A 26,059-nucleotide genomic window follows, 5' to 3' on the forward strand; every position below is an offset into this window, starting at 1 on the left:
GTGATGCCTACGGCGATCTTCTGGGACCGGGTCGATAGCACTGGGTCGGATCTGGCCCTTGTGGATGATCGCCGTGGGCTGTACGCACGGGGTTACGCCACCGCTATCGACCCGATACCGCACGTGTGCCGGTACGAGCTGGTCACCGACGAGGGCTGGGCGGCGGTCCGGCTGGACGTGACCGCCGAAGGCGCCGGCTGGCTGCGCACGCTCAAGCTGGAGCGAGCCGCCGGCCGCTGGCGGGCAAGCACCGCCGAGCAGGGTGACCTCGACGCGGCGCTGACCGCGCTCGGCCACCCGCCGGCCGGGCTGCCCGGCACCGAGGAGCCCGAACGGCTGCACGACGCCATCGACGTCGACCTGTGGGCGGCGCCGCTGCCGAACACGCTGCCGATCCGGCGGCTCGACCTGCTGCGCGCCCCGCCCGGCACCGAACACCGGCTCACGATGGCGTTCGTGCGCCTGCCCAGCCTGGAGGTCTTTCCCAGCGAGCAGATCTACACGTCGGTCGGGCCAGACACGGTTCGCTTCGCGAGCGGCACGTTCACCGCTGACCTGACGGTGGACGATCAGGGGTACGTCACGCACTATCCCGGGCTCGCGGTCCGAAAACCCTGAGCGCGTCCGCGTCCGACGCGGCTGACCGTACGAAGTAGTCGGCCCACTCGGCGGCGTCGGGGTACCCAGACTCGGCCCTGATGCGGGCGCACGCCGCGTCGAGGTCGAAGCGGGTGCGGCGCAGCGTCACGCCACCCGCGAGCAGCGCCCAGTGCGCGCCCGCGCCGCCGTACGGCATGCCCACACTGCCCGGATTGACGACGAGCCGCCGGTGGGCGAGGCGCGCGAACGGCATGTGCGTGTGGCCGCACACCACCGTGGTCACCTCGTCGGGCAGGCCGGCGAAGACGGTGGTCCACCGGTCGAGCGGGCTGTCGACGAGCACCACCTCTTCGTCGTCGCTCGGGGTGGCGTGGCAGAAAAGCGTCGTTCCCAGGCCGGCGACGTCGAGGGTCACCGTCAGCGGCAGGCCGCCGAGCAGGACCCGCTGGTCGTCGCGCAGCTGGCTTGCCGCCCACCGGGAGACCGGTTCCTCGGTGGTGGCAGCGGCTAGTTCGCGGTCGGCGTTGCCGCGTACCCACACCGCCCGCTCGCCGAGCGAGCTCAGCAAATCGATGGTCTCGACCGGCTGCGGCCCGGCCGCCAGGTCTCCGGTGAGCACGATCAGGTCGGCGTCGCGCACGTCGGGCTCGGCGAGCACCGCTTCCAGCGCCGGCAGTACGCCGTGGATGTCGGAGAGGACGGCGACGCGCTCAGGCATCGCCGCCCCATTCGCCGGTGGCGAGGAACCGGTCGACGGTGGCGCGGTGCGGCGCAAGGTCGAGGTCCTGGGCGGCCACCCAGGCGTCTGAGTAGTAGGTGTCGGCGTACCGCTCGCCGCCGTCGCAGAGCAGGGTCACGACGGATCCCGTGTCGCCGGCCGCGATCATCTGCGCTATCAGGCTGAAGGCGCCCCACAGGTTGGTACCCGTTGATCCTCCGACGCGGCGGCCGAGCACGGCGGAGGCCGCGCGCATCGCAGCGAGCGAGGCGGCGTCCGGCACGCGCACCATGCGGTCGACGACGGCGGGCTGGAACGACGGCTCGACGCGCGGTCGCCCGATGCCCTCGATGCGGGAGCCGAGGCCGGTCTCCACCGCCCAGTCGGCCGCCAGCCACGCGGGGAAGAACGCTGAGTGCTCCGGGTCGACCACGCAGACCTTGGTGCCGAGCCTGCGGTACCGGACATAGCGACCGATGGTGGCGCTGGTGCCGCCGGTGCCGGCCCCGACCACGACCCACGCCGGTATGGGGTGGCGTTCCAGCGCCATCTGCTCGTAGATCGACTCGGCGATATTGTTGTTGCCGCGCCAGTCGGTGGCGCGCTCGGCGTACGTGAACTGGTCCATGAAGTGCCCACCGGTGTCCTCGGCGAGCCAGCGGGCCTCGACCACGACGGTGGCCGGGTCTTCGACCAGGTGGCACTTGCCACCCTGGAACTCGATGAGCGCGATCTTCTCCGGTGACGTGGAGGCCGGCATCACGGCGACGAAGGGTAGGCCGAGCATCCGCGCGAAGTACGCCTCGGAGACCGCCGTGGAGCCGGACGAGGCCTCGACGATCGTGGTGTGCGGGCCGATCCAGCCGTTGCAGAGGCCGTAGAGGAACAGCGAGCGGGCCAGCCGGTGCTTCAGCGAGCCGGTGGGGTGCACGGACTCGTCCTTGAGGTACAGGTCGACGCCCCACGCGATGGGCAGTGGAAACGGCAGCAGGTGCGTGTCGGCGGACCGGTTGGCGTCGGCTTCGACCTTGCCGATGGCCTCCGTCACCCACACCCGACCGGCGTCGTCACACCGGTCCAGCGTCTTCATCCCCGTCATCACCTGACCGTAACAAGGGTTGGGGGCGCCCCTCCCACTTGGTCGAGAGGGCGATCGCGGTGCGCGTCGAGGCCACGCCGCGGGTGCGGTTGAGCCGGACTATCAGGGTCTCCAGCTCGGCGATCGTCGCCACCCGCACCTTGAGCAGGAACGACTCCACGCCAGCCATGAAGTAGCACGACTCGACCTCGGGCATCTCGCGGAGCTCGGCCAGCACGTCGTCGGTGTCGCCGCCGGAGTCCTGTACGAGGCCGATGAGCGCGGTGACGCCGAGGCCGATCGCTTCCGGGTCGGCATCGGCGTGGTATCCACGTAGGATGCCAGTGGATTCAAGCTTGCCGACGCGGTCGTGCACGGCTGGGGCGGACAACCCGACCTGCCGGGCCAACTCGGCGTACGAGAGCCGGGCATTGGCCCGCAATAGCTCCACAAGCCTCAGATCGATACCGTCCACGGTTGCTAGACACTAACAGCCCGGGAAGGCGAGGAGGGCTCGCAAATCCTACCGTCTAACTTCCCAGACAGTGCGTTTTCCCTGTTTCCCGGACACGACACGCTCGCGGTGCTGTAATGACCGTACGTCCCTATCGAGGCTGTCGGGACATCACCCGGCGTGGCTTCGTCGACGCAAGGGAGGGGCCCGTGGACACTGGAGATCGTCTGCTGACGCCGGGCGAGGTGGCTGCGCTGTTCCGCGTCGACCCGAAGACCGTGACCCGATGGGCGGCGGCGGGCCGAATTGGCAGCATTCGTACGCCTGGCGGGCACCGGCGCTTCCGGGAGTCGGAGGTGCGAGCGCTGCTCGAAGGCGAGGGCGAGTTGGACGCTCTACGCGACGAGTCCGCCCCACCACCGAGCACGGCTCATCGGCCGCGTAACGACGGACCCGGCGGGCAACATCCGGGCCCGAGTCGCACAAATCACAACTCGCCCAGCTCCGCTCGCTGAGCACCCGAAGGCGCTGCACCGGCACCGCCGGTGCGGTGCCTCAGCGTGCCCCCAGCTCGCCGGTCCACCGGCGAAAGAGCGTGTGCTCGACGCCCAGCGCGTCCAGCACCTTGCCGGCGACGAAGTCGATGAGCTGCTGCGCTGACGCTGCCGCCCCGGCACCGTAGAAGCCGGGGCTGGCGGGCAGCACCACCGCCCCCGCGTCGTGCAGGGCGATCAGGTGCTCCAGGTGGCTGCGGGTGACGGGGGTCTCCCGGGGCACCACGACGACCCGACGGCGCTCCTTGAGGTGCACCTCGGCGGCGCGCTGAAGCAGGTCCTTTGATAGACCGATCGCGATGCCGGCACACGCCGCCGTGCTCGCCGGCACGACGGCCATGGCGCGCGCCGGGTAGGAGCCGCTGCTCGGGCCGGCCGCGAGGTCACCTGCCGGCCAGTGCACGATGTCGGCCCCACCCAGGTCACGGCCGAGCCAGGCGGCCAGGTCGTCCTTCCAGTGCGCGTCGCGGAACGCGCTGCCGGTCTCATCGAGGATCGTCAGCCGCGCCGCTCGCGACACCACGAGATCGATGGGTTCCCCGGCGTCGATGAGGCCTCGCAGCACCGCCGCGGCGTAGGGCGTGCCGGATGCACCAGAGACGCCGACGATTGTCGGCTTCCGCATAGTTCCAGCGTAGGGCTACCGTCATCAGACTGACGTTTGGCCGGACGGCAGGAGGCGGCGATGATGCCGACGATCTGTTTCACTCTCGACTGCCCGATAAATCCTACTATGTCGGTATACACCGACGACGTCCAACATTGGCTCGGTGAATGGACACGCCGGCACGGACTCCCTGCCGAACTGGCGGACCGGCTCGCGGAGGGCGGCATCGCCCGGTACGCGGGCCGTCTTTATCCCGACGCCACGCCCGACGACCTGAAGGTCGTCGCGGCGCTCTTCACCTGGTTCTTCCTCGCCGACGACGAGTGCGACCGCGCGAGCGTGCCCGAACCCGACCGGGTCCGCGCGCTGGTCAACGGCGCCCTCGACCTGCTCGAGACCGGGAGTGGTGCCGTCGACGGACCGCTCGGCTCGATGCTGGCGGACGCCTGGCAGGAGCCGCGCCGACGGATGCCGGCACGCTGGCGGGTGCGGTTCGTCGGCGCGGTCGAGCACCACCTGCGCGGCGTGGTGGTCGAGGCCCGTAACAAGGCCGAGGGACACCGCCCGGGGATCGCCGAGTACATCCGGCTGCGCCGGGCGACCTCCGCGGCGTACGTCGCGCACGCGCTGGTCGACTTCGCCGCTGGCGTCAGCGTGCCCGACGGGGTGTGGCGGCACCCCGCCGTGCGCGCGTACAGCGCGGTCGGCAACGACCTGCTGTCCTGGTTCAACGATCTGCTGTCGCTCGACCGGGACGCCGCGACGTCCGGCGGGCACAACCTGGTACTTGCGGTCGCGACCGAGTCCGGCCTGCCGCCCGAGGTGGCAGCGGAACGGGTACGCGACCTGTGGCAGGAGACGATGAACCGCCTGCCCTCACTGAGACCCGTGCTCGGCGGGCCGGCAGACCGCTACCTCGACGGGGTCGACTGGGCGATCCGCGGCACCATCGACTGGTCTCTGGAGAGCGCCCGCTACCGGTAGACCAGATCACCCAACGCGAACGCGAAGAGGGCGATGCCCACGAAGCCGTTCGCGGTGAAAAACGCCCGATTGACGCGGGAAAGGTCAGTCGGTGTGACCACCGTGTGCTGATATCCGAACGCCACCGCGGTCAGCGCCAGCCCGACCCACCAGGGCCAGCCCAGCCCGACCAGCTCACCGAACCACACGAACAGCCCGAACGTCACCACGTGCACCACAGTGGACAGACGCAGCGCGAACGGCACGCCGTACCGCGCCGGCACGCTGCGCACGCCGATGCGGCGATCCACCTCGGCGTCCTGGCAGGCGTAGATCAGGTCGAACCCGCCGATCCACAGCCCGACCGCGAGGGCCAGCACCCACGCCGGCCCGGACCCCGCGAACGTGCCGGTCACCGCCAGCCACGCGCCCACCGGCCCGACCATCTGGGCGAGCGCGAGGATGGCGTGCGGCCAGTCCGTGAACCGCTTGCCGTACGGGTACACGACCAGCGGCGCCACCGCGAGCGGCGAAAGCACCAGGCAGAGCGGGTTGAGAAGGGCGGCGGCTCCGACGAACACGACCAGTGCGACCACCGCGCCGGTCCAGGCCGTGCGCACGCTCACGGCCCCCGTGACAAGTTCCCTGTTGGCCGTACGCGGATTGCGCGCGTCTATGTGCCTGTCGATGATCCGGTTGGCGGCCATCGCGAACGTGCGCGCGCCCACCATCGCCACCGTGATGATGACCAGGTCGCCCCAGCGCACCTTCCCACCGTCGCGGGTCATGACGGTCAGGGCGGACAGGTACGCGAACGGCAGCGCGAAGACCGAGTGCTCGATCGCCACAAGCTTCAGGAAGGCCCTCATGAAAGTCCGTACTCTTTCCAGCGCTTGTCGACCAACGCCTTGACCTCCGGCGACATCACCGCCTCGTCCGGCCACCCCCGCGTGTATCCCTCCGTGGGCAGCTTGCGGGTCGCGTCGATGCCCGCCTTGCCGCCCCAGAACTGCTGGTACGACGAGTGGTCGAGGTGGTCGACCGGTCCCTCGGTGATCAGCAGGTCGTGCTTGTAGTCGACGTTGCTGAACGCCCGGAACGCCACCTCGTTGTAGTCGTGCACGTCGCAGTCTTCGTCCACCACGACGATCAGCTTCGCCAGCGAGAGCAGGTGTGCGCCCCAGACCGACGACATCACCTTCTGCGCGTGCTTCGGGTACCGCTTGCGGATCGAGACCACCACACAGTTGTGGAAGACGCCCGCCTCCGGCATCGAGTAGTCGACGATGTCCGGGATCAGCAGCTTGAGCAACGGCAGGAAGATCCGCTCGGTCGCGTGCCCGATCGGCCCGTCCTCCTGCGGTGGCTTCGACGTGACGATCGAGTGGTACACCGGGTCGCGCTGGGTCGTCATGCACTGCACGTGCAGCACCGGAAACGGCTCCACCGGCGTGTAGAACCCGGTGTGATCGCCGAACGGGCCCTCGGGCAGCCGCTCGCCCGGCTCGACGTACCCCTCCAGCACGACCTGGGCGTGCGCCGGCACCTGAATCGGGACGGTGAGGCAGTCGACCATCTCGACCCGCTCGCCGCGCAGGAACCCGGCGAACAGATACTCGTCGATGTCGCTCGGCAGCGGCGCGGAGGCGCTGTACGAGACCACGGGGTCGCAGCCGAACGCGACCGCCACCGGCAGCCGCTCGCCCCGCCGCTCCGCCACCGCGTGGTGCGCGGTCGAGTCCTTGTGGATCTGCCAGTGCATGCCGAGCGTGGTCGCCGAGTGCTGCTGCAGGCGGTACAGCCCGAGGTTCCGCTTGCCGGTCTCGGGATGCTTCGTGTGGGTGAGCCCGTAGTTGTGGAAGATGCCGCCGTCGTCGGGCCACGTCTGAAGCCCTGGCAGCCGCCCGAGATCCACCTCGCCGTCGCGGTACACGACCTCTTGACAGGGCGCGGTCTTGACCTTCTTCGGCGGCACAGACCTCAGCTGCATCACCTTGCCGAGCCCCTCCCGGATGCCCGACCATCCCACGGGCAGCTCCGGCTTGACCAGCTCACCGATCCGCGCGCCGATCTCCTCGACGCTATCGACGCCGAGCGCCATCGCCATGCGCCGCTGCGTGCCGAACAGGTTGATCGCCACTGGCATCTCACCCCGGGTCGGCCGCTCGAAGAGCAGCGCCGGCCCCTTGGCCGCGACGGTTCGGGTGACCACCTCGCTGATCTCCAGGGTGGGATCGACCGGCGCGGTGACCCGGTGCAGCTCGCCGGCCCGCTCCAGCGCCGCGAGAAAGTCCTTCAACCCCGTGTATGGGAACCCACGTACCGCCATGCCAGCCAGTCTGTCCTACCGCCCACCCCTTGCCCCCCGCACCCCCACCACGTCGTGATCCACGCATCATCACCAATGCAATCACGCAAATAAAGCACTACACGATCATGAATCACAACGCATTAAGCTCGCGGCGTGTATTTCCTGTGCTTCGTCGACGATGGCGGCGAAAGGCCACACCAAACCTTTGCAGGATTCGCACCGACTTCGAGAGGTGTACGCGCAGCTCCGCGCCGGCCTTCCGCAGGCCCGAGGAAAACCGGTGATCAAAGACATGCTCCTCCAATCGAGCATCGAGAGCCCACTCATCCAAGCTGCCGACTTCCTGTCGTTCGCAGCATTGCAATACGCGCGCAAACGAAGAGGGCTACAGAACGGTTCAAGATCGGAAGCTCCGGAGAGGTACCGGCGCGCACTCGCCGAGTCCTACCTCTCAGCGCTCAGCCCGCGAGGATTTCCGGAGGATGACCACGGCATTCACTGGGTCGGGTACCCAGAACAGAAAGCCCCCCAGGATCACCTGAGGGCTTTCTTGGCAGTGCCCGGGGGCAACCCGGACTCCGCAGGCTCAAGCATACCGCGATGGTGGGCTAGGTTCGACACCTTCGGGTGCGTCACCGCCTAAGCCCATGGCGGTTTTGTTCGTGTGACCATTTTTCGGAGTGCGGCTATCGCGGGGGTCACCGTCGGGCTGTTGCTCGCCGGGGGTGCCAGCGCTGCTCCAACCCAGTACCACCACCTCGGCGCCGCCTCGACGGGCGAGTGGTCGGGTGTGCTGGGGCGGCTGACCGTACGGGACGCCGGGGTGCGGGCGGGCACGCACGACTTCGTAGCCACCCGGCTCATGGTCAAGGAAGCGGCGCACGGCCAGCTGTCGTGGCTGGAGGCGGGCTGGGCGGAGACCGGCTGGGCGGGCGAGGGCAAGCAGCGGGTCTACACGTACGACACGACGCGGAACGCCTGGACGTTCTACGACAACTTCCCGCTCGCCGACAACGAAGAGATCTGGATCTCGGTGCACACGGAGAAGGACGACGTCTGGCAGGCGTGGCTGTGGTGGCGGGACCGGTGGCATCTGCTCACGACGGCGAAGCTGCCGCTCGGCGGGCGCGGGCAGGTGGAGCAGTTCGTCGAGGTGCACGTGGACGGTGGGACGGCGTTTCCGGTACCCAGGATCACGGTGGACAACGTGCAGGTGCGGGACGGCGACGCGACCCGCTACTGGCGGCAGGCCGACGTGCCGACCGCGTCGGGCGGCAGCACCAGCGAGTACTGCTTGGACTGGGCGACGCACTTCGACACCTGGACCGCCGGCACCTGCTGACCACGACGCCGATCAAGGAGACCTCCATCGATCAAGGACGAATGCACGCGGAAAAGAGATCGAACCACGTGCGTTTGCCTTTGATCGGCGGGTGGGGCGGCGGGTGGGGCGGCGCGGTTATAGGCCGCCGTAGGAGTGGAGGCCGGTGAAGAAGATGTTTACGCCGAACAGGTTCATCAGCATGGTGAGCCAGCCCACCACGGCGATCCAGGTCGCGGTCGTGCGCTTGACGCTGGGCGTCGCGCGGGCGTGCAGGTAGCCGGCGTACACGATCCAGGAGATGAAGGCCCACACCTCCTTGGGATCCCAGCCCCAGTACCGTCCCCACGCCGCCTCGGCCCAGATCGGCCCCGCGATCAGGGCGCCGAACGTCCAGATCGGGAACGCGAACGCGTGCAGCCGGAACGTCAGCCGGTCGAGCACGTCGGCTGCCGGTACGCGGGCGCCGAGACTGTACGGGAAGCTGCGCTTGCCGCGGTCGTAGCCGGACCGGATCAGGAACATCGCGGCGGGCACGAAGCCGAGCAGGAAGATGCCCGAGGAGAGCACCGCCGCCGACACGTGCACCACGAACCAGGTGGACTTCAAGGCCGGCACGAGCGGAGCGACGTCGACGTACAGCACCATGCCGGCGACGCCGAGCAGCAGCACCATCGCGAGGGCGACGAAGAGGCCCAGGTGGCGGATCGTGGGCTTGCGGGACAGGACGACGAGCCAGGCGGCGATGCCGACGAACGTCACCGACAGCACGAACTCGTACATGTTGCCCCACGGCATCCGGTGGGCCGCGAGGCCGCGGGTGGCGAGGGCACCGAGGTGGACGAGCGCGGCGACGACGGTGGCGGCGACCGCGAACCAGCCGGCGAAGCGGGCCTTGTCGGGCGGTGACGCCGGCGGGTCGAACGACGAGGGCAGCTCCGGCTCGACGACCGACGGCCCGCCCGCGCCGACCAGCACCGGTGCGGCGGGTGCGGCCGCCCGGCCCACGTGGCTGCGCTGCCCGAACGCGTACTCGGCGGCGTGGCCCACCATCGCCGCGACGTACGACATGATCGCGATGACCAGGAGCTGGTCAGACAGTGCGGCCATCGGCACGCCCCTCCGAATCTCTGTGCTCCACGTCCTTGACGAGCTGAGCGAACTCCTCGGCGAATCCGGCATAATCGGTGCGCGGCAAGCCACCAGCCTCGACGAGAGTACTACGCCCCGTCGTAACACGGAAGAACACCCTCCGCCGCCTGCCCGTCAGCGACAGCATCAGCCCCAGCAAGCCAACGGCCGCGCTGGCCAGCACCGGCTTCTCCCCCGGGTCGTGCCGCACCGACAGGGTCGCGTACTGCTTGGTGCCCAGGAACTCCACCGTCGTGCCATCGTCGAGCGTCCACTTCTCGCCCACCCGCAGCAGCTTGCCGTCACCGACCCGGGCCAGCCTGCCGCTGGCGACCTGGCGCTGGTCGAGGCTGTACACCGAGTTCGGGATGCCGGCGTCGAGGCCGAGGTTGCCCCGGTACGCGAACAGCAGCAGCGCGGGCGAGCGCTCGGCGGGGAAGACCGACCGGGTGTACGGCGCGGTGTCGGGGGCGGTTGGCAGGTACAGCCCTTCGAAGGCGACCTGGAGCTTCGAATCGCGCGCCCCGGTCTTCGGATCGACGTTGGCGTCCGGGAAGGCGGCCACACCCTCGCTGGTCAGCATCCCGTCGACGGACAGGAACGGCGCGGTGGTGGTCTGTACCCGCCCGTACCGGTCGGTGTACCGGATCACCGGCGCGTACCCGTGCCCAAGCAGGTACACGTTGGCGCCGTCGAGCCGCAGCGGCGAGTTCACGGAGAACGCGCGCGGCGCGCCGTCGTCGACGCGGACGGTCGCGCGGAACGACTCCGGCTGCCCGGTCTGGCGGAACTTCGCCTGGAAGTCGGTCAGCTCCAGGCAGAAGCCGGGCAGGTCGGACGCGTGGACCCGCGCGCCGAGGCCCGACTCGTCGTACTGCTGGAGCGTGTTGCAGAACGCGTTGTCCGGGCCGGCTACGAGCAGGCGGTTGCCGTGCCATCCGTACCAGGATCCGATCGCGACGCTGAACAGTACCGCCAATAACGCCACGTGAAAGAGCAGGTTGCCGGTCTCCTTGAGGTGCCCCTTCTCGGCGGAGACCGTGTTGTCGCGAACCGCGACCCGCCAGCGGCGCTTGCGCAGCACGGCGGCGATGCCTTCCACATCGAGGCCGTCGGTGTCGGGCCCGCCGGCCAGGACGGCGTGCTGCGGCAACCGGTCGAGCCGGGCCGGCACGGCCGGGGGCGCCATCCGCAACGCGCGGTAGTGATCGCGCAGGCGCGGCACGATGCAGCCGACCAAGGAGGCGAAGAGCAGCAGGTAGATCGCCGAGAACCAGGGCGACGCGAACACATCGAACGCGCCCAGCCGGTCGAGGATCGGCGCGAGCGTGGGGTGCTCGGCGTAGTACCCGTCGACGTTCTGCGCGTTGACGCCGCGCTGCGGCAGCACCGAGCCGGGGATCGCGGCGATGGCCAGCAGGAAGAGCAGGATCAGCGCGGTGCGCATGCTGGTGAGCTGCCGCCACGAGTTCCGCAGCCGGGCCAGCGCGGGGTTCGGCCGCGACGGTGTAGCGGGAGGCCGCTCCTGTATGGCCGTCATATCGAGATCTCGCCCGAGCCCACGGTGGTCTGCAGCCAGATCAGGAAGCTATTCCACGCGCCGCTGACCAGCGCGATCCCGACGGCGATGAGCAGCGCGCCGCCGATCCGGGTGACCCACTGGCTGTTGCGCCGCACGGCCTTGAAGACGCCGAGCAGCCGCCGGAAGCCCACCCCGAACACGATGAACGGCAGGCCGAGGCCAAGGCAGTACGCGACCGCGAGCACGACGGCGCGGTCGGTCTGGCCACTGACCGTCGACATGCCGAGCACCGCGCCCAGGGTCGGGCCGACACACGGAATCCACGACAGCGCGAACACCGCGCCGAACACCGGTGCGCCGAGCAGGCCGGCGGTGGGCAGCTTCTGGATGCGGAACTCGCGCTGCATGCCCGGCACGATCCCGAGAAATGCCAGGCCGAGCACGATGATGAGCACGCCGACGCCGATCTCCAGGCCGCGGCGGTGCTCCAGCAGCGCCCCGCCGATCCGCGCGACCACCACGGCGGTCAGGGTGAAGACCACGGTAAAGCCGGCGATGAAGAGGATGGTGCCGGCGAGGATCCGCCGGCTCCGGTGCGCCTCAAGCTCCGCACCGGACAGACCGGTCACATAGGACAGATACCCGGGTACCAGGGGAAGCACGCACGGAGACAGGAAGCTGACCAGTCCGGCGAGCGCCGCCGCACCGATCGCCAGCACGATCGGCCCGCTGCGGGCCATCTCTTCGAACGCCGAACCCATTACATCGGCTCCGCGGCGATCCGCTCGACGATCGGCGTCAGCTCCGTCTGGAGGGTGGCCCGCCGGATCACCGCGGCGATCCGGCCGTCTCGGTCGATCACGACGGTGGCGGGGATGGCGTTCGGCGGCACCTCGAAGTCGAGCGCCACCTTGCCCGACGGGTCGAACAGGCTCGGGTAGGTGACCCGGCCCTCCTCGAACGCCTTGGCCGCGTCGCGGCTGTCGCGCAGGTTGATGCCGAGGAACGTGGCGCCCTTGTCCTTTGTGGCCTGGTACGCGGCCTCAAGGTCGTCGGCCTCGGCCCGGCAGGGCGCGCACCACGAACCCCAGAAGTTGACCACGACGACCTTGCCGCGATCCTGCGTGAGGTCGTACTGCCCGCCGGCCAGCAGCTCACCGGCCACCTTCGGCGGGTCGGGCCGCTGGTCGGCCGCGCACAGGATGACACCGTCTGCCGTGGTGTCGCACTTGTCTTCCCAGCTCCCGCCCGAACAGGCGGCAACCATGGGCAGGAGCACCAACAACACGGCAAGGCGTCGCATCACGCCCCCTTGGCGGTCCGGGCGCCCGGTGAGAGCGCGACCAGGTGGGCGGCCGGCTCGGAGTACCCGATGCCGACCACCTTGGCGCCCTCGAAGTGAAAGGACGTGAGGCTGGCAAGGCCGCACTGGCGCTTGCGGGGGTCGTGCCAGAGGCGCTTGCGCTCCATGTACCGGCGCAGCGTCCAGATCGGCAGTTGGTGCGACACGCACACCGCCTCCCGCCCTTCCGCGGCGGTGCGGGCGGCGTGCAGCGCGGCGAACATCCGCTCGGCGATCTGCTTGTACGGCTCGCCCCAGGAGGGCGTCATCGGGTCGCGCAGCACCCACCAGTTGCGGGGGTCGCGGAACCCGCCGTCGCCGGGCGAGACCCGCTTGCCCTCGAACCAGTTCGCGCTCTCGATCAGCCGGTCGTCGACCGCCACGGACAGCCCGAACTGGGCGGCGATCGGCTCGGCGGTCTCCTGCGCGCGCTCCAGCGGGCTCGCCACCACGTACGCGATGTCGCGCTCGGCCACCGCCTGCGCGGCCGCCTTGGCCATCTGCCCGCCCAGCTCAGAGAGGCGGAATCCGGGTAGCCGGCCATAGAGGATCTTGTCCGGGTTGTGTACCTCCCCGTGCCGCAGCACGTGCACGACGGTCTTACTCGTCATCCCCTACTCCCCGCTGCTGCCGCGGCCTCCGGCAGGGCCGCCGCGATGATTTCGAGCGCATCGTCGTCGATGGCGGTGGACACGAACCAGGCTTCGAACGCGCTGGGCGGCAGGTAGACGCCGCGAGCCAGCATCGCGTGGAAGAACGCCTTGAAGGCGGCCACATCCTGGGTGCGCGCGGTGTCGAAGTCGGCCACGTCCGCGTCGGTGAAGAAGATCGAGAACATGTTGCCGGCGTGCGAGAGACGGTGCGGCACCCCTGCGGCGACCAGCGCGTCGGTGGCGAGCTTGCTCACCGTCGCGGCCGTCTCGTCGAGACGCCGGTAGGTCGCCTCGTCGGCCAGGCGCAGGCTCGCCAGCCCGGCGGCGCAGGCCAACGGGTTACCGGAGAGCGTGCCGGCCTGGTACACCGGCCCGGCGGGCGCGAGGCGACCCATGATGTCGGCCTTGCCGCCGAACGCCGCGGCCGGCAGGCCGCCACCCATCACCTTGCCGAACGTGAACAGGTCGGCGTCGACGGGTTCGAGCCCGGCCCAGCCACCGCGCGATACCCGGAAGCCGGTCATGACCTCGTCGAGGATCAGCAGCGCGCCGTGCCGGTGCGCGACCTCGGCGAGCTTGGTGTTGAATCCGTCGCGCGGCGCCACCACGCCCATGTTGCCGGGCGCCGCCTCGGTGATGATCGCGGCGATGTGCTCGCCGTCGGCCGCGAACGCCGCCTCCAGGGCTGCCACGTCGTTGTACGGCAGCACGATCGTCTCGCTCGCCGCCGCGCCGGTGACGCCCGGCGAATCTGGCAGCGAAAACGTCGCCACGCCCGACCCGGCGGCGGCGAGCAGCGCGTCGACGTGCCCGTGGTAGCAGCCGGCGAACTTCACGATCTTGGCGCGCCCGGTGTAGCCGCGAGCCAGCCGGATCGCCGACATCGTGGCCTCGGTGCCCGAGTTGACCAGCCGCACCTGCGCGACCGGGGTGCGCGCCACCATCTCCTCGGCAAGGTCGACCTCGCGGGGAGTCGGGGTGCCGAAGCTGGTGCCCGAGGCGGCCGCCTCTTGCACCGCGGCGACGATCTCGGGATGCGCGTGCCCGTGAATCAGCGGCCCCCACGAGCACACGAGGTCGACGTACCGCCGGCCGTCCGCGTCGAAGAGCCACGGACCTTCACCACGCACCATGAACCTCGGCGTGCCGCCGACGGCGCGGAACGCGCGCACGGGAGAATTGACCCCGCCCGGCACGATGGCCTGAGCGCGATCGAAAAGGGCCTCGGATGCGGGCGCGTCGTCGGGGTAGCGACCGGCGCCGGCGTCGTACGTAGTGGTCACGGTTAAGCCATTCTGACAGCGTGCTTCCGGTGCTCGGCAAGGCACCCCAAACGAGACCTCAACCGGTCGATGACCTGGGTACACATCGGGCATCTCGGCGGTGATCACGTTAGGCTGATGGTGTGGAACGTCCTGAGCTGTCTATTGCGGTGCTGCGCGCACCCGGTGAGGTTGTACTCAAACTCGCTGGTGAAATCGATATGCTCACGGCCGCCCAGCTCTCCAGCGTCGTCAATGAGATCCTCGGCGAACCGCCAGCGCGCATCGTGCTCGACATGGGCGGCATCACGTTCTGTGACTCGCAAGGGCTAGGCACGTTAGTGGTGTTGAGCCGCAAAGCCAGCCACGCGCAGACCGTTCTCAGCCTGACGAACGTCGGCGACTTCCTGCTACGTGTGCTCGACATCACGGGCCTGCGGTCCGCCCTGACCGTCCGCAACGAGCCCGCCACCCACTGAAGCGATCCGTCTAACGCAGGGCAACCGCGTGTTCACGGAGGGCGTATGCGACTTCGGGTGGGACGGTGCCGCGCGATACCAGGTCGTCGATTGAGCCGAAAGCGCCCCGGTACTGGCGTTCGGCCACGACACGCTCGGCCAGGTGCGGGTTCATGCCCGGCAGTGCGGTCAGCACCTGGGCCGGTGCGGCGTTGATGTCTATCAGACCGCCGTCGTCGAAGACGCGGGGCAGGTCGGGCCGGCCGATGTTCAGTTCGCGCGCGACCGCCGGGTACTGGCTGGCGAGTTGAAGAGCCTGCTGCCGACGCGCACGTTGCTCGATCGCCACGATGAGGCGCGGGTCCGGCTGAGCCCGCGACGGCACGACGAAGCTGAGCAGGACCACGTGGAACGCCCCGCCGAGCGTCGCGATCACCATCAGGAACATCGCGATGCCGAACCACCCGCTGGGATCGCCCTCGTCGCTGGTGGCCTCGGAGATCGCGCAGCCGGCCGCCGCCAGGAGCAGGTAGCCGACGGCGGCAACGATGAGCACCTTGCTGCGCCGCTGCAACGCGTACATCAGGACGACCATCCAGGTCAGCGTGCCGACGGTGAGCAGCGGCACGGCGATCGCGCAGACCTTCATTGCGATCCGCCAGCCCTGTCCGGAGGGCGGCTGCGGCTGGAACGCGGCTAGCGGGGGCTGCGGCGCCCAGGGCGGGCTCACGGGGCCCCCGTTGGGCGTGACGACGGGGATCGTCGGGGAGGCGGGCGCCATGAGCACCACGCTGGGATCTTCTGCCGGCGCCAGTGCCGGGTCGGAACGCAGGATCCGCTGGTGCAGCTGCTGGAGCCGCTCGCCCGGTTCGACGCCGAACTCGTCGGACAGGTACGCGCGCGCTTCCCGGTACGCCGCCAGCGCCTCGGCCTGCCGCCCGCTGCGGTACAGGGCCAGCATCTGGCAGTAGCGCAGCTGCTCGCGCAGCGGGTACTCGGCGACGAGCCGCGCCAACTCGGGCACCAGCGTGGCGTGGCCACCCTGCTCCAGCTCGACCTCGGACCACGCCTCCAGGGCACTGGCCCGCGCCTCGGTCAGCCGGTCTCGCGCCGAGTCGAACACCGGCCCGGACAGGCCGGCCAGCGCATCGGCCCGCCACAACGCGAGGGCGGAACGCAGCTCGGCGGCGGCGGGGGCGAGCCGGCCGTCCAGCCATTCGGCGCGTGCCCGGCGGACCCGCTCGTGAAAGGCGTCGGCGTCGAGCCCGCCGCTCGGGACGCTCAGCACGTATCCGGCCGGCGTGAACGTGAGCAGCTGGCCGGGCGTACGCGGTGACCGTTCAGGCTCCAGCACCCGGCGCAGACCGGCGATGTACTTCTGCACCACGTTGGCGCCGTTTTCGGGTGGATCGTCCTGCCACACCGAGTCGATGATCTGCGTGGTCGACACCGGCTTGTTGGCGTTCAACAGCAGGACCGCCAGCACCGCCCGCTGCTTCGTCGGCCCAAGGTCCAACTCCTGTACGCCGTCGAACGCGCGTACCGGCCCCAGGATCTCGAAGCGTTTCAGCGCAACCTCACCCCGTTGAGCAGGACATTCAGCGGAACCGCAGTGTGCGGCAGTCGGGCGGCAGCCGTCGGCAGCATAACGGCACCCGTCCAGCAGTCCGGCCGCAGAAGCTTCCGTCGAAGTGAGCGCACGCCGCCCGCAGACCGCACAAAGCGTCGGGAGCGAAGCACCAGAGCGACTGCGGTCTACAGGGCGGCACCCAAGCGCGCGAAATGACCCGAGCGAAGCGAGGGCATTAGGCACAGTCCCTCCGCAGAGAGAGAAACGTTGATGAGACGAACGATCGCGATGACGCTGGCCGCGGGCGTCGTGCTGCTGGCCGGATGCGGCGCCCTGAACGAGCCGACCGCCGCGCCACCCGCACCGATGACCCCGAAAGAGAAGCTCCTCGACGCGGTGCCGGACGGATCGCAGGGCACCTTCAGCTTCACGTTGAAGGACGCCGAGACCACCGGGAAGGGCGCCGTCGACCCGCAGGGTAGGCGGCTTCACCTCACCACGGTGTACAAGGACAAGGACCTTGGCTTCACGATGACGATGGGCTACCTCATCATCGACCAGGAATCCTGGGTCAAGATCACCTTTGCGAACACCAAGGACGTCACCGGGCTGCCGAAGCTGCCCAAGAAGTGGCTGCACCTCGATCGCACAAAGGTGAAGGACCAGGAGGACGTCGGCTTCGGCGACCCGGACCCGGCTGGCGCGGTGTCGCTCTTCCGGTCGATCGTCGACGTCACCGAGCCCGCCGCCGGCCAGTTCACCGGCACCGTCGACCTGACCACGGCGACCAAGGCGGAGATCCTCGACCAGCAAGGGCTCGGCGCTCTCGGCGAACGCGCCAAGGCGGTGCCTTTCCGCGCCGTGGTCGACGGGCAGGGCCGGCTGACCTCCATCGAGCTCGACGTGCCGGCGTACGGCGAGGTCAGGGCGTACACCCATCAGGCGACATACAGCGACTACGGCGCCGCGCCGAAGGTCGAGGAACCACCCGCGGGCGAGACGCAGGAAGCGCCGGCTGAGGCGTACGAGCTGCTCAACAGTTGATCGGGGGTGATCGGGGCGCCTCCGGACGGGGGTGCCCCGATCAGGTCACGAACCCCAGCGCGCCTTCTCCAGCAGCTCGGCCGCCCGCTCCCGGCCGTCCGGCTCCGGCGAGCGCAGCAACGCGGTCGCCTCGTCGACGGCCTCGGTCAGCGTCCGCCACTGCGCTTCCCGTTCGCGCACAGCCTCGGACTGGACCTGCAACTGCTGGGTCTTCGTCCACAGGTCGACGAAGACCGAGACCTTCGCCCGCAGCACCCACGGGTCGAACGGCTTGGTGAGGTAGTCCACCGCCCCGACCGAGTACCCGCGCAGCGCCAGCTGGGCATCCCGGTCCGCGGCCGTGAGGAAGATGATGGGCACGTGCCGGGTGCGTTCCCGCCGCTTGATGTGGCTCGCGGTCTCGAACCCGTCCATGTTGGGCATCTGCGCGTCGAGCAGGATCACCGCGAAGTCGTCGACGAGCAGCTGCTTCAGCGCCGCCTCGCCGCTCTCCACCGCGACCGCCCGGACCGGCAGACCCTGGAGGATCGCCTCCAGGGCGACCAGGTTGTCTCGCCGGTCGTCGACCAGCAGGGCCTTGGCAACACCCAATTAAGACACAACCTCTCGGCCGCCGCCGTTGACCCAGGCGGCCATAAGCTCGATCAACTCGTCTAGATCGACCGGTTTGGTGATGTAGTCGCTGGCACCGGCACCCAGCGCCGATTCCCGATCGCCCGGCATCGCCTTCGCGGTTAGGAACACCACCGGCAAGTCGGTGAAGCGATGGTTGCGGCGGATCGCGCGGGTGGTCTCGTAGCCGTCCTGATCGGGCATCATCGCGTCCATCAGCACGATGTCGACCTCCGGATGCTCTGCTAGCAACCGTACCCCTTCCGCGCCATTGTCCGAGTAGAGCACCGTCATTCCGTGCAGCTCAAGGGCGCTCGTCAGAGCGAATACATTTCGCACGTCGTCATCGATGATGAGCACTGTGGCGCCGTCGAGCTGGCGCGCCGCTGGAGAGGTCGGACGGTCGCCGTCGGGCGCCGTCCGTAGCAGCGGCAGGTCGCCCAGCGCCGGCAGTTGGGGCAGGTCCGACAGGTCGGTGAGGGGACGGGTCGCCGGCCCCGGTGGCAGCATCACGGGTACCGCCTCCGGCGCGATCACCTCGGGCAGCAGCAGCGTGAACGTCGAGCCCCGTCCCGGTGCCGACGACACTATGATCGTGCCGCCGAGCAGCCGGGCGAGGTCGCGGCTGATCGACAGGCCGAGACCGGTGCCGCCGTACCGCCGGCTGGTCGTGCCGTCAGCCTGCTGGAACGCCTCGAAGATGATGTCGAGCTTGTCGTCGGAGATGCCGATACCGGTGTCGGTCACCGCGAACGCGACCACCGATCGGGCGCTGGCCAGGGCCGGCACGTCGGCGTAGCCGTCACCCAGCTCGGCGCGCTCGATGCTCAGCCGCACCGAGCCCGAGTCGGTGAACTTCACCGCGTTCGCCAGCATGTTGCGGATGATCTGCTGAAGCCGTTGCGCGTCGGTGATCACCACCTCTGGCAGCCCCGGCGCGATCGTGACGTTGAAGTCGAGCTTCTTCTCCTCCGCCTGCGGCGCGAACGCCTGCTCGACGTACGCCCGCACCTCGGCGAGCCGCACCTCGACCGGCTCTACGTCCATGCGGCCCGCCTCGATCTTGGACACGTCGAGGATGTCGTCGATCAGGGCCAGCAGGTCGGAGCCGGCACTGTGGATCGTGCGCGCGAACTCGACCTGCTTCGGCGTCAGGTTCTGGTCGGAGTTGTCGGCGAGCAGCCGGGCCAGCAGCAGCAGCGAGTTGAGCGGCGTACGCAGCTCGTGGCTCATGTTGGCCAGGAACTCCGACTTGTACGCGGACGCCCGCGACAGCTGCTGCGCCTTCTCCTCCAAACCGGCGCGGGCCAGCTCGATCTCGCGGTTCTTGGTCTCGATGTTGCCCTTCTGCTCGGACAGCAGCTGCGCCTTGTCTTCCAGCTCGGCGTTGGTGCGCTGCAACTCCGCCGACTGTTCCTGCAGCTCGTGTGCCAGCCGCTGGGACTGGGCCAGCAGTTCCTCGGTGCGCCGGTTGGCCTGGATCGTGTTGAGCGCGATCCCGATCGTGGCCACCAGCCGCTCCAGGAACGTCAGGTGCAGTTCGGAGAACGCGTTGACCGAGGCGAACTCGATCACGCCGAGCATCTCGCCCTCGAACAGGATCGGCAGCACGACGACGTCCTTGGGCACCGAGCGGAGCAGCCCGGACCGCAGGGTCAGCGCCCCGGTGGCGTCGGCGCTGACCCGGATGGTCCGGCGCGACACCGCTGCCTGTCCGACCAGCCCTTCGCCCGGCCCGAAGACGACCTCGTTGGTGCGCGCCACGTACCCGTAGGACGCGGCGATCCGCAGCCGGGTCACCGCCTCTTCGTTGTCGACCAGGAAGAACGCGCCGAGCTGCGCCTCGACCAGCGGCGTGACCTCACCCATGATCATGCGGCAGACCTCGCCGAGGTCGCGCTGGCCCTGCAGGAGGCCGCCGATCCGGGCCAGGTTGGAGTCCAGCCAGCCCTGCTCGGCGTTCTTCCGGGTGGTCTCGCGGAGCGTGACGATCATCTGGTTGATGTTGTCCTTCAGCTCGGCGACCTCGCCCTGTGCCTCCACGGTGATCCGCTGCGTCATGTCGCCCTTGGTCACCGAGGTGGAGACCTGCGCGATCGCCCGGAGCTGGGTGGTGAGGGTGGCGGCGAGCTGGTTGACGTTTTCGGTGAGGTCGCGCCACGTGCCCGACACGCCCTTGACCCGTGCCAGGCCGCCTAGCTTGCCCTCGATGCCGACCTCGCGGCCGACCCGAGTGATCTCCTCGGCGAACGAGGAGAGCTGGTCGACCATCGTGTTGACGGTCTGCTTCAGCTCCAGGATCTCGCCCTCGGCGTCGACCGTGATCTTGCGCGACAGGTCGCCCTTGGCCACCGCCGTCGTGACGCTCGCGATGTTTCGCACCTGGCCGGTGAGGTTGGACGCCATGAAGTTCACGTTGTCCGTCAGGTCACGCCACGTGCCCGCGACCCCACGCACCTGCGCCTGACCACCCAGCTTCCCCTCGGTGCCCACCTCACGAGCCACTCGCGTGACCTCTTCGGCGAACGAGGAGAGCTGGTCGACCATCGTGTTCATGGTGTTCTTCAGCTCCCAGATCTCACCCTGTGCGTCCACGGTGATCTTCTGGGAGAGGTCGCCACGGGCCACTGCGGTGGAGACCTGGGCGATGTTTCGCACCTGAGCGGTCAGGTTCGACGCCATGAAGTTCACGTTGTCCGTCAGGTCACGCCACGTACCCGCGACCCCACGCACCTGCGCCTGACCACCCAGCTTCCCCTCGGTGCCCACCTCACGAGCCACCCGGGTCACCTCGTCGGCGAACGACGAGAGCTGGTCGACCATCGTGTTGACGGTCGACTTGAGCTCCAGGATCTCGCCGCGCGCGTCCACCGTGATCTTCTGACCCAGGTCGCCCTTGGCCACCGCGGTGGTGACGGACGCGATGTTTCGCACCTGAGCCGTGAGGTTCGAGGCCATCGAGTTCACGTTGTCGGTGAGGTCGCGCCACGTGCCCAGTACCCCCTTGACCTGGGCCTGGCCGCCGAGCTTGCCCTCCGTGCCCACCTCGCGCGCGACGCGCGTGACCTCCTCGGCGAACGAGGAGAGCTGGTCGACCATCGTGTTGACGGTGTTCTTCAGCTCCAGGATCTCGCCCTGAGCCGCCACCGTGATCTTCTGCGACAGGTCGCCCTTGGCCACCGCCGTCGACACCTGCGCGATGTTTCGCACCTGGGCGGTCAGGTTGCCGGCGAGCTGGTTGACGCTCTCGGTCAGGTCTCGCCAGGTGCCGGAGACGCCGCGCACCTGGGCCTGGCCGCCGAGCTTGCCCTCCGTGCCCACCTCGCGCGCCACCCGGGTCACCTCCTCGGCGAACGAGGAGAGCTGGTCGACCATCGTGTTCATGGTGTTCTTCAGCTCCAGGATCTCGCCCTGAGCCGCCACCGTGATCTTCTGCGAAAGGTCGCCCTTGGCCACCGCCGTCGACACCTGCGCGATGTTTCGCACCTGAGCGGTCAGGTTCGACGCCATGGAGTTGACGTTGTCGGTGAGGTCCTTCCAGATGCCGGCCACGCCGGGCACCTGGGCCTGACCGCCGAGCTTGCCCTCCGTGCCCACCTCGCGCGCCACCCGGGTCACCTGCTCGGCGAAGGTGCGCAGCGTGTCGGTGAGCGAGTTGATCGTGTGGGCCAGCTCGGCGACCTCGCCCTTGGCGGAGACCGTGATCTTCTGGGAGAGGTCACCGCGGGCGATCGCGGTGGTCACCTGCGAGATCGACCGCACCTGGCTGGTCAGGTTCGACGCCATCGTGTTGACCGAGTCGGTCAGGTCGCGCCAGGTGCCCGCCACGCCGCGCACGTCGGCCTGGCCGCCGAGCGCGCCCTCGGTGCCCACGTCGCGCGCCACCCGGGTCACCTCGTCGGCGAACGAGGAGAGCTGGTCGACCATCGTGTTGACCGTGCGACCGATGCGCAGGAATTCACCGCGCAGCGGCCGGCCGTCTATCTCCAGCGCCATGTGCTGGGTCAGGTCGCCGTCGGCCACCGCCACGATGACCCGTGAGATCTCGGTGGTCGGCCGGCCGAGGTCGTCGATGAGGGAGTTGATCGCGCGGGCATGGTCGGCCCACGCGCCGTCGACGCCCTCCTCGTCGAGACGCTCGGTGAGCCGCCCGTCCCGTCCCACGATCCGGCTGATCTTGCGAACCTCGAGGTTCTGCCGTTCCTGCAGCGACACCACGTCGTTGAACGCGTCCGCCACCTCACCGGCGACGCCTGCGCGCCGGGGCAGCCGTACCTTCAAATCTCCCCGTCGCACGCGGCGAAGCGCGTCCGCCAGCTCGCTGAGAACGGCGGCCTCGTCCGATCCCGACCGGGCACTTACCTGTTTCGCCGTGGTCATGCGTCTCATCATTGCGCTTTGTCGGTGACAGAAGCGAGCGTCCCGCTTGGATGAACCCGCCCGGGCGGTAGAGGATGCAAGCGTGTCAGGGGAGGTCAGCCGTGAGATCGACAATGCCGCAGACGAGCGTGTGCGGCGGGTACGGCTGCCCGCGGACCGCCGGACACCGGCCGCCGCACGCGCCGTCGTGCGGTCCGTGCTGACCGATGCACACCTCGATGAGCTGCTAAATGAGGCTCTCCTGCTGACCACCGAGCTGAGCACGAACGCCGTATTGCACGCCGGCACCGAACTCGACATCGAGGTCGTCGCCGACCCGAACGGGCTAACCGTTACGGTTACCGACTTCGCGAGCAGCCCTGTCGAGAGGCTGACAGCGCGCCCCCGAAATGATGAGCTGGACATTTCCGAAATATCCGAACGTGGGCGCGGTCTCCTTCTCGTCGACCACTTCGCGAGCAGGTGGGGTACGACACACCTGCCCACCGGCAAGGGCGTGTGGTTCCGCCTCGACAGCAAAGCGTCCGCGGAGATCCCCGCCGGGTCGCCTCCCGCCGCCGAGGGAGCGACGGCACCCGCCGGTGCGCCCACCGCCGGCGCCCTCAACACGCTCCTCCAGATCGAGCCCGATGTGCACGGCGACGACCCGCTCGGTGACTTCGCCAGCCACCTCCTCGTCCAGGTCGCCGAGCTGGTCGGCGCGGCCGGCGGTGCGGTTCGCCTCGACCGAGGCGACGGCGCCGGCACGCAACTGCTCGCCCGGCACGGCCGGCAGCCCCGTCCCGAGTCCGAGCTGCTCCGGGTACCGCTCGGCGTGCAGCGGCCGTACATCGGTGAGCTGGAGCTCGACGTCGCGCCCTCCGGGTACGCCACGCCGCTCGCCGCGCTCGTCGCCGAACGGCTCACCCTGCACCTGGAGAACGACCGGCTGCGCCGCGCCGACCTGCGCCGCCAGACCTGGCTCACGTTTCTCGCCGAGGCCAGCGAGCTGCTGGCACAGTCGCTCGACGTCAACCTCACGCTCGCGCTCATCCCCCAGCTCGTCGTGCCCCGGCTCGGCCAGTGGTGCGCCGTGCACACCACCGACGAGTGGGGCCGGCTCCAGCTCGCAGCTGCCACCCACGTTGACGAGACCGCGCTTCCCCAGCTGCACGCCACGCTCGCCGAGACCGGTCCTGACACCGTCGTCGGCCGGCTGCGCGAGGCCCTGCGGGTCGGGTCCGGGGTGCCGCTCGGCGCCCCGACAGAGGGCTTCGCCGTGCCGCTGGTCGCCCGCAGCCAGCGCCTCGGCACCCTCGCGGTCGGCCGGCACCCGAAGCACCGGCACGACGCCGACGAGATGGCGGTACTCGAAGACGTGGCCCGCCGGGCGGCGCTGGCCGTCGACAACGCCCGCATCCACGACGAGCGCCGTCGGATCGCGCACACGCTCCAGCAGTCGCTCCTGCCGCCGGCCCTGCCCACGGTCAAAGGCATCGGGTTCGCGGCGGAGTACGTGCCGACCGGCGACGACGCCGAGGTCGGCGGCGACTTCTACGACGTCATGCCGCTGCCGGACGGCCGGTGGCTGGCGGTCATCGGCGACGTCTCCGGCAAGGGCGTGCAGGCAGCCACGGTGACCGGCCTGGTGCGAGACGTGATCCGGGTGCTGGTCCGAGACGGCAAGCCGCTCGCCGAGGCCCTCGTCCGGCTCAACGACACGCTCGTCGAGCGCGGCGGCGGGCGGTACTGCACGCTGGCGCTCGCCGCCATCGGGCAGTCACTCGACGGCCAGCTCGACGTCTCGCTGCATCTCGCCGGCCACGACCGGCCGGTCCTGGTACGCGCCGACGGTCGCGCCTCGTTCGTCGGCACCGGTGGCACCGCCCTCGGCCTGCTCGACACGATCACCACCCCGTCGATCACCGTGCCCCTGGCCGCCGGTGACACTCTCGTCTTCTACACCGACGGGGTGACCGAGCGGCGGCGCGGGCGCGAGCTCTTCGGTCCGGACCGGCTGCGCGACACGGCAGGGCCGCTGGCCGGGTACTCCGCCGACGTGGTGGCCGCCCGGCTCCGCTCGAGCGCGATCGGCTTCTCCGCGGAGCCTCCAAGGGATGACATCGCCATCCTCGTCCTGAAGAACGACCCCGTGTAACTAGGATTCTGGCGTGCGCGTACTTCTCATCGGAGGTGGCGGGCGGGAGCATGCGCTCGCGCTCAGCCTCGCCGCCGACCCAGCCGTCGACCAGCTCATCGCCGCTCCGGGCAACCCGGGTATCGCGGCCGTCGCCCAGCTACGGCAGGTGGCGGCGACCGATCCGGCAGCGGTCGCGGCGCTGGCCGTGGAGACCGGCGCCGACCTGGTGGTGATCGGTCCCGAGGCGCCGCTCGTCGCGGGGGTCGCCGACGCGGTACGCGCCAAGGGCATCGCCTGCTTCGGCCCTTCGGGGGCGGCCGCCCAGCTCGAAGGCTCGAAGGCGTTCGCCAAGGACGTCATGGCGGCCGCCGGCGTGCCCACCGCGCGGGCGTACGCATGCGCCGATGCCGAGTCGGCCGCCCGGGCGCTCGACGAGTTCGGCGCGCCCTACGTGGTCAAGAATGACGGCCTCGCCGCCGGGAAGGGCGTCGTCGTCACCAGCGACCGCGACGCGGCCCTCGCGCACGCGGCGGCCTGCGAGCGGGTCGTCATCGAGGAGTACCTCGACGGTCCCGAGGTGTCGCTCTTCGTGGTGACCGACGGCGAGGCAGCCGTGCCTCTTCAGCCGGCGCAGGACTTCAAGCGGGTCGGCGACGGCGACTCCGGCCCCAACACGGGCGGCATGGGCGCGTACGCACCGCTGGACTGGGCACCCGCCGGCCTGGTCGACGAGGTGCTGGCCAGCACCGTGCACCCGACGCTCGCCGAGATGCGGCGCCGCGGCACGCCGTTCAGCGGACTGCTCTACGTGGGGCTCGCGCTGACCAAGGCCGGTCCGCGGGTGATCGAGTTCAACGCGCGGTTCGGTGATCCGGAGACGCAGGCGGTCCTCGCGCTGCTGGACATGCCGCTGGCCAGCCTGCTGCACGCGGCGGCGACCGGCACGCTGGCCGCGCACCCGCCGCTGCGCTGGCGGCCGGGCGCGGCCGTCACGGTCGTGCTGGCGTCCGCCGGATACCCGGCCGCGCCGCGCACCGGCGACGTCATCACCGGCGCGGAACGCGCCGGCATCATCCACGCCGGCACCGCGCGCCGGGCCTCCGACGGTGCCCTCGTCTCCGCGGGCGGCAGGGTCGTCTGTGGCACCGCCACCGGCCTGAACCTTGCCACGGCGCGAACCAGGGCGTACGCGCTGCTCGACGGGGTGAGTCTGGAGGGCGGGCACCGGCGCTCCGACATCGCGCTGGCGGCTGCCGAGGGACGCCTCGGGTAGGCCACCCTACGAGGCGGCCTCGGTCTGAAGCCGCGGCGCCTGGCGGCGCGGCCGGTCTGAGCCGCCCTTGTGACGTTCCCAGGGCCG

General features: G+C 69.9%; 23 protein-coding genes. 8 read left to right on the top strand and 15 right to left on the bottom strand.

The features are described 5' to 3' along the window. Positions 1-3: 3 nt before the first annotated feature. Entirely contained in the window at positions 4-618 is a 615-nt protein-coding gene (locus tag V6V89_RS04920) for a putative glycolipid-binding domain-containing protein (RefSeq protein WP_334617939.1), read from the top strand. Here V6V89_RS04920 and V6V89_RS04925 read toward each other — a convergent pair. Genes V6V89_RS04925 through V6V89_RS04935 form a run of 3 tightly spaced genes read right to left on the bottom strand, consistent with a single transcriptional unit; the run spans position 581 to position 2,871 of the window. After that, positions 581-1,318, bottom strand: a complete 738-nt coding sequence (locus V6V89_RS04925) for a metallophosphoesterase family protein (protein ID WP_334617728.1) — start codon at positions 1,316-1,318, stop codon at positions 581-583. The genes V6V89_RS04920 and V6V89_RS04925 overlap by 38 nt on opposite strands. Continuing rightward, positions 1,311-2,408, bottom strand: coding sequence for a PLP-dependent cysteine synthase family protein (locus tag V6V89_RS04930; RefSeq protein ID WP_334617941.1), 1,098 nt, complete (start codon positions 2,406-2,408; stop codon positions 1,311-1,313). The genes V6V89_RS04925 and V6V89_RS04930 overlap by 8 nt, the downstream gene beginning before the upstream one ends. Then, a complete protein-coding gene (locus V6V89_RS04935; protein WP_334617729.1) occupies positions 2,386-2,871 on the bottom strand; it encodes an Lrp/AsnC family transcriptional regulator in 486 nt (161 codons plus the stop codon). The genes V6V89_RS04930 and V6V89_RS04935 overlap by 23 nt, the downstream gene beginning before the upstream one ends. Positions 2,872-3,059: 188 nt before the next feature. Between V6V89_RS04935 and V6V89_RS04940 the strand changes: the two genes are divergently transcribed. Beyond that, positions 3,060-3,365 carry a BldC family transcriptional regulator gene (locus V6V89_RS04940; RefSeq protein WP_334617730.1) on the top strand — a complete coding sequence of 102 codons (306 nt, stop codon included), beginning with the start codon at positions 3,060-3,062 and terminating at the stop codon, positions 3,363-3,365. A gap of 40 nt (positions 3,366-3,405) precedes the next feature. Here the strand turns inward: V6V89_RS04940 and V6V89_RS04945 are convergent, their stop codons facing one another. Further along, positions 3,406-4,029 carry a UbiX family flavin prenyltransferase gene (locus V6V89_RS04945; RefSeq protein WP_334617731.1) on the bottom strand — a complete coding sequence of 208 codons (624 nt, stop codon included), beginning with the start codon at positions 4,027-4,029 and terminating at the stop codon, positions 3,406-3,408. Positions 4,030-4,137: 108 nt separating this feature from the next. On the opposite strand from V6V89_RS04945, the gene V6V89_RS04950 reads away from it, so the two are divergent. Beyond that, complete coding sequence (locus V6V89_RS04950) at positions 4,138-4,995, top strand: terpene synthase family protein (RefSeq protein ID WP_334617732.1); 858 nt, start codon at positions 4,138-4,140, stop codon at positions 4,993-4,995. Here the strand turns inward: V6V89_RS04950 and mqnP are convergent. Both mqnP and V6V89_RS04960 read right to left on the bottom strand, forming a co-directional pair. After that, positions 4,986-5,843: a menaquinone biosynthesis prenyltransferase MqnP gene (gene mqnP, locus V6V89_RS04955; RefSeq protein WP_334617733.1), complete on the bottom strand. Its 858-nt coding sequence runs from the start codon at positions 5,841-5,843 to the stop codon at positions 4,986-4,988. The two genes, V6V89_RS04950 and mqnP, sit on opposite strands and share 10 nt — an antisense overlap. Beyond that, the gene (locus V6V89_RS04960; RefSeq protein ID WP_334617734.1) at positions 5,840-7,303 is read right to left on the bottom strand and encodes a menaquinone biosynthesis decarboxylase; all 1,464 of its coding nucleotides are present in this window, start codon (positions 7,301-7,303) and stop codon (positions 5,840-5,842) included. The genes mqnP and V6V89_RS04960 overlap by 4 nt, the downstream gene beginning before the upstream one ends. A 646-nt stretch (positions 7,304-7,949) precedes the next feature. On the opposite strand from V6V89_RS04960, the gene V6V89_RS04965 reads away from it, so the two are divergent. Beyond that, positions 7,950-8,627: a hypothetical protein gene (locus V6V89_RS04965; RefSeq protein ID WP_334617735.1), complete on the top strand. Its 678-nt coding sequence runs from the start codon at positions 7,950-7,952 to the stop codon at positions 8,625-8,627. Between the two features lie 117 nt (positions 8,628-8,744). On the opposite strand, the gene ccsB is transcribed toward V6V89_RS04965, so the two are convergent. From ccsB to hemL, 6 genes are read right to left on the bottom strand one after another with little or no spacing between them, the layout of a single operon-like run. Then, positions 8,745-9,716: a c-type cytochrome biogenesis protein CcsB gene (gene ccsB, locus V6V89_RS04970; RefSeq protein WP_334617736.1), complete on the bottom strand. Its 972-nt coding sequence runs from the start codon at positions 9,714-9,716 to the stop codon at positions 8,745-8,747. After that, positions 9,700-11,277 carry a cytochrome c biogenesis protein ResB gene (gene resB / locus V6V89_RS04975; protein ID WP_334617737.1) on the bottom strand — a complete coding sequence of 526 codons (1,578 nt, stop codon included), beginning with the start codon at positions 11,275-11,277 and terminating at the stop codon, positions 9,700-9,702. The genes ccsB and resB overlap by 17 nt, the downstream gene beginning before the upstream one ends. Next, positions 11,274-12,020 carry a cytochrome c biogenesis CcdA family protein gene (locus V6V89_RS04980; RefSeq protein WP_442935065.1) on the bottom strand — a complete coding sequence of 249 codons (747 nt, stop codon included), beginning with the start codon at positions 12,018-12,020 and terminating at the stop codon, positions 11,274-11,276. The genes resB and V6V89_RS04980 overlap by 4 nt, the downstream gene beginning before the upstream one ends. Beyond that, positions 12,020-12,526: a TlpA disulfide reductase family protein gene (locus V6V89_RS04985; protein WP_334617943.1), complete on the bottom strand. Its 507-nt coding sequence runs from the start codon at positions 12,524-12,526 to the stop codon at positions 12,020-12,022. The genes V6V89_RS04980 and V6V89_RS04985 overlap by 1 nt, the downstream gene beginning before the upstream one ends. 35 nt (positions 12,527-12,561) lie before the next feature. Next, positions 12,562-13,212: a histidine phosphatase family protein gene (locus V6V89_RS04990; protein WP_334617738.1), complete on the bottom strand. Its 651-nt coding sequence runs from the start codon at positions 13,210-13,212 to the stop codon at positions 12,562-12,564. Further along, positions 13,209-14,537 carry a glutamate-1-semialdehyde 2,1-aminomutase gene (gene hemL, locus V6V89_RS04995; RefSeq protein ID WP_334617739.1) on the bottom strand — a complete coding sequence of 443 codons (1,329 nt, stop codon included), beginning with the start codon at positions 14,535-14,537 and terminating at the stop codon, positions 13,209-13,211. Before hemL ends, V6V89_RS04990 begins: the two co-directional genes overlap by 4 nt. Positions 14,538-14,659: 122 nt before the next feature. Between hemL and V6V89_RS05000 the strand changes: the two genes are divergently transcribed. Continuing rightward, the gene (locus V6V89_RS05000) at positions 14,660-14,995 is read left to right on the top strand and encodes an STAS domain-containing protein (RefSeq protein ID WP_334617740.1); all 336 of its coding nucleotides are present in this window, start codon (positions 14,660-14,662) and stop codon (positions 14,993-14,995) included. 10 nt (positions 14,996-15,005) lie between these two features. Here the strand turns inward: V6V89_RS05000 and V6V89_RS05005 are convergent, their stop codons facing one another. Beyond that, positions 15,006-16,787: a BTAD domain-containing putative transcriptional regulator gene (locus tag V6V89_RS05005; RefSeq protein WP_334617741.1), complete on the bottom strand. Its 1,782-nt coding sequence runs from the start codon at positions 16,785-16,787 to the stop codon at positions 15,006-15,008. Positions 16,788-16,814: 27 nt separating this feature from the next. Between V6V89_RS05005 and V6V89_RS05010 the strand changes: the two genes are divergently transcribed. Further along, a complete protein-coding gene (locus V6V89_RS05010; RefSeq protein ID WP_334617742.1) occupies positions 16,815-17,588 on the top strand; it encodes a hypothetical protein in 774 nt (257 codons plus the stop codon). Between the two features lie 45 nt (positions 17,589-17,633). Here the strand turns inward: V6V89_RS05010 and V6V89_RS05015 are convergent, their stop codons facing one another. Both V6V89_RS05015 and V6V89_RS05020 read right to left on the bottom strand, forming a co-directional pair. After that, entirely contained in the window at positions 17,634-18,179 is a 546-nt protein-coding gene (locus V6V89_RS05015) for a response regulator (protein ID WP_334617743.1), read from the bottom strand. Continuing rightward, on the bottom strand, positions 18,180-22,580 hold the full coding sequence (locus V6V89_RS05020; protein WP_334617744.1) for a HAMP domain-containing protein: 4,401 nt from the start codon (positions 22,578-22,580) through the stop codon (positions 18,180-18,182). Positions 22,581-22,662: 82 nt separating this feature from the next. On the opposite strand from V6V89_RS05020, the gene V6V89_RS05025 reads away from it, so the two are divergent. Both V6V89_RS05025 and purD read left to right on the top strand, forming a co-directional pair. Beyond that, on the top strand, positions 22,663-24,717 hold the full coding sequence (locus V6V89_RS05025; RefSeq protein ID WP_334617745.1) for a SpoIIE family protein phosphatase: 2,055 nt from the start codon (positions 22,663-22,665) through the stop codon (positions 24,715-24,717). A 13-nt stretch (positions 24,718-24,730) separates the two neighbouring features. After that, complete coding sequence (purD, locus tag V6V89_RS05030) at positions 24,731-25,972, top strand: phosphoribosylamine--glycine ligase (protein ID WP_334617746.1); 1,242 nt, start codon at positions 24,731-24,733, stop codon at positions 25,970-25,972. The last annotated feature ends 87 nt before the right edge of the window (positions 25,973-26,059 follow it).

Source organism: Micromonospora sp. CPCC 206061, from assembly GCF_036906915.1.
Classification (GTDB): domain Bacteria; phylum Actinomycetota; class Actinomycetes; order Mycobacteriales; family Micromonosporaceae; genus Phytohabitans.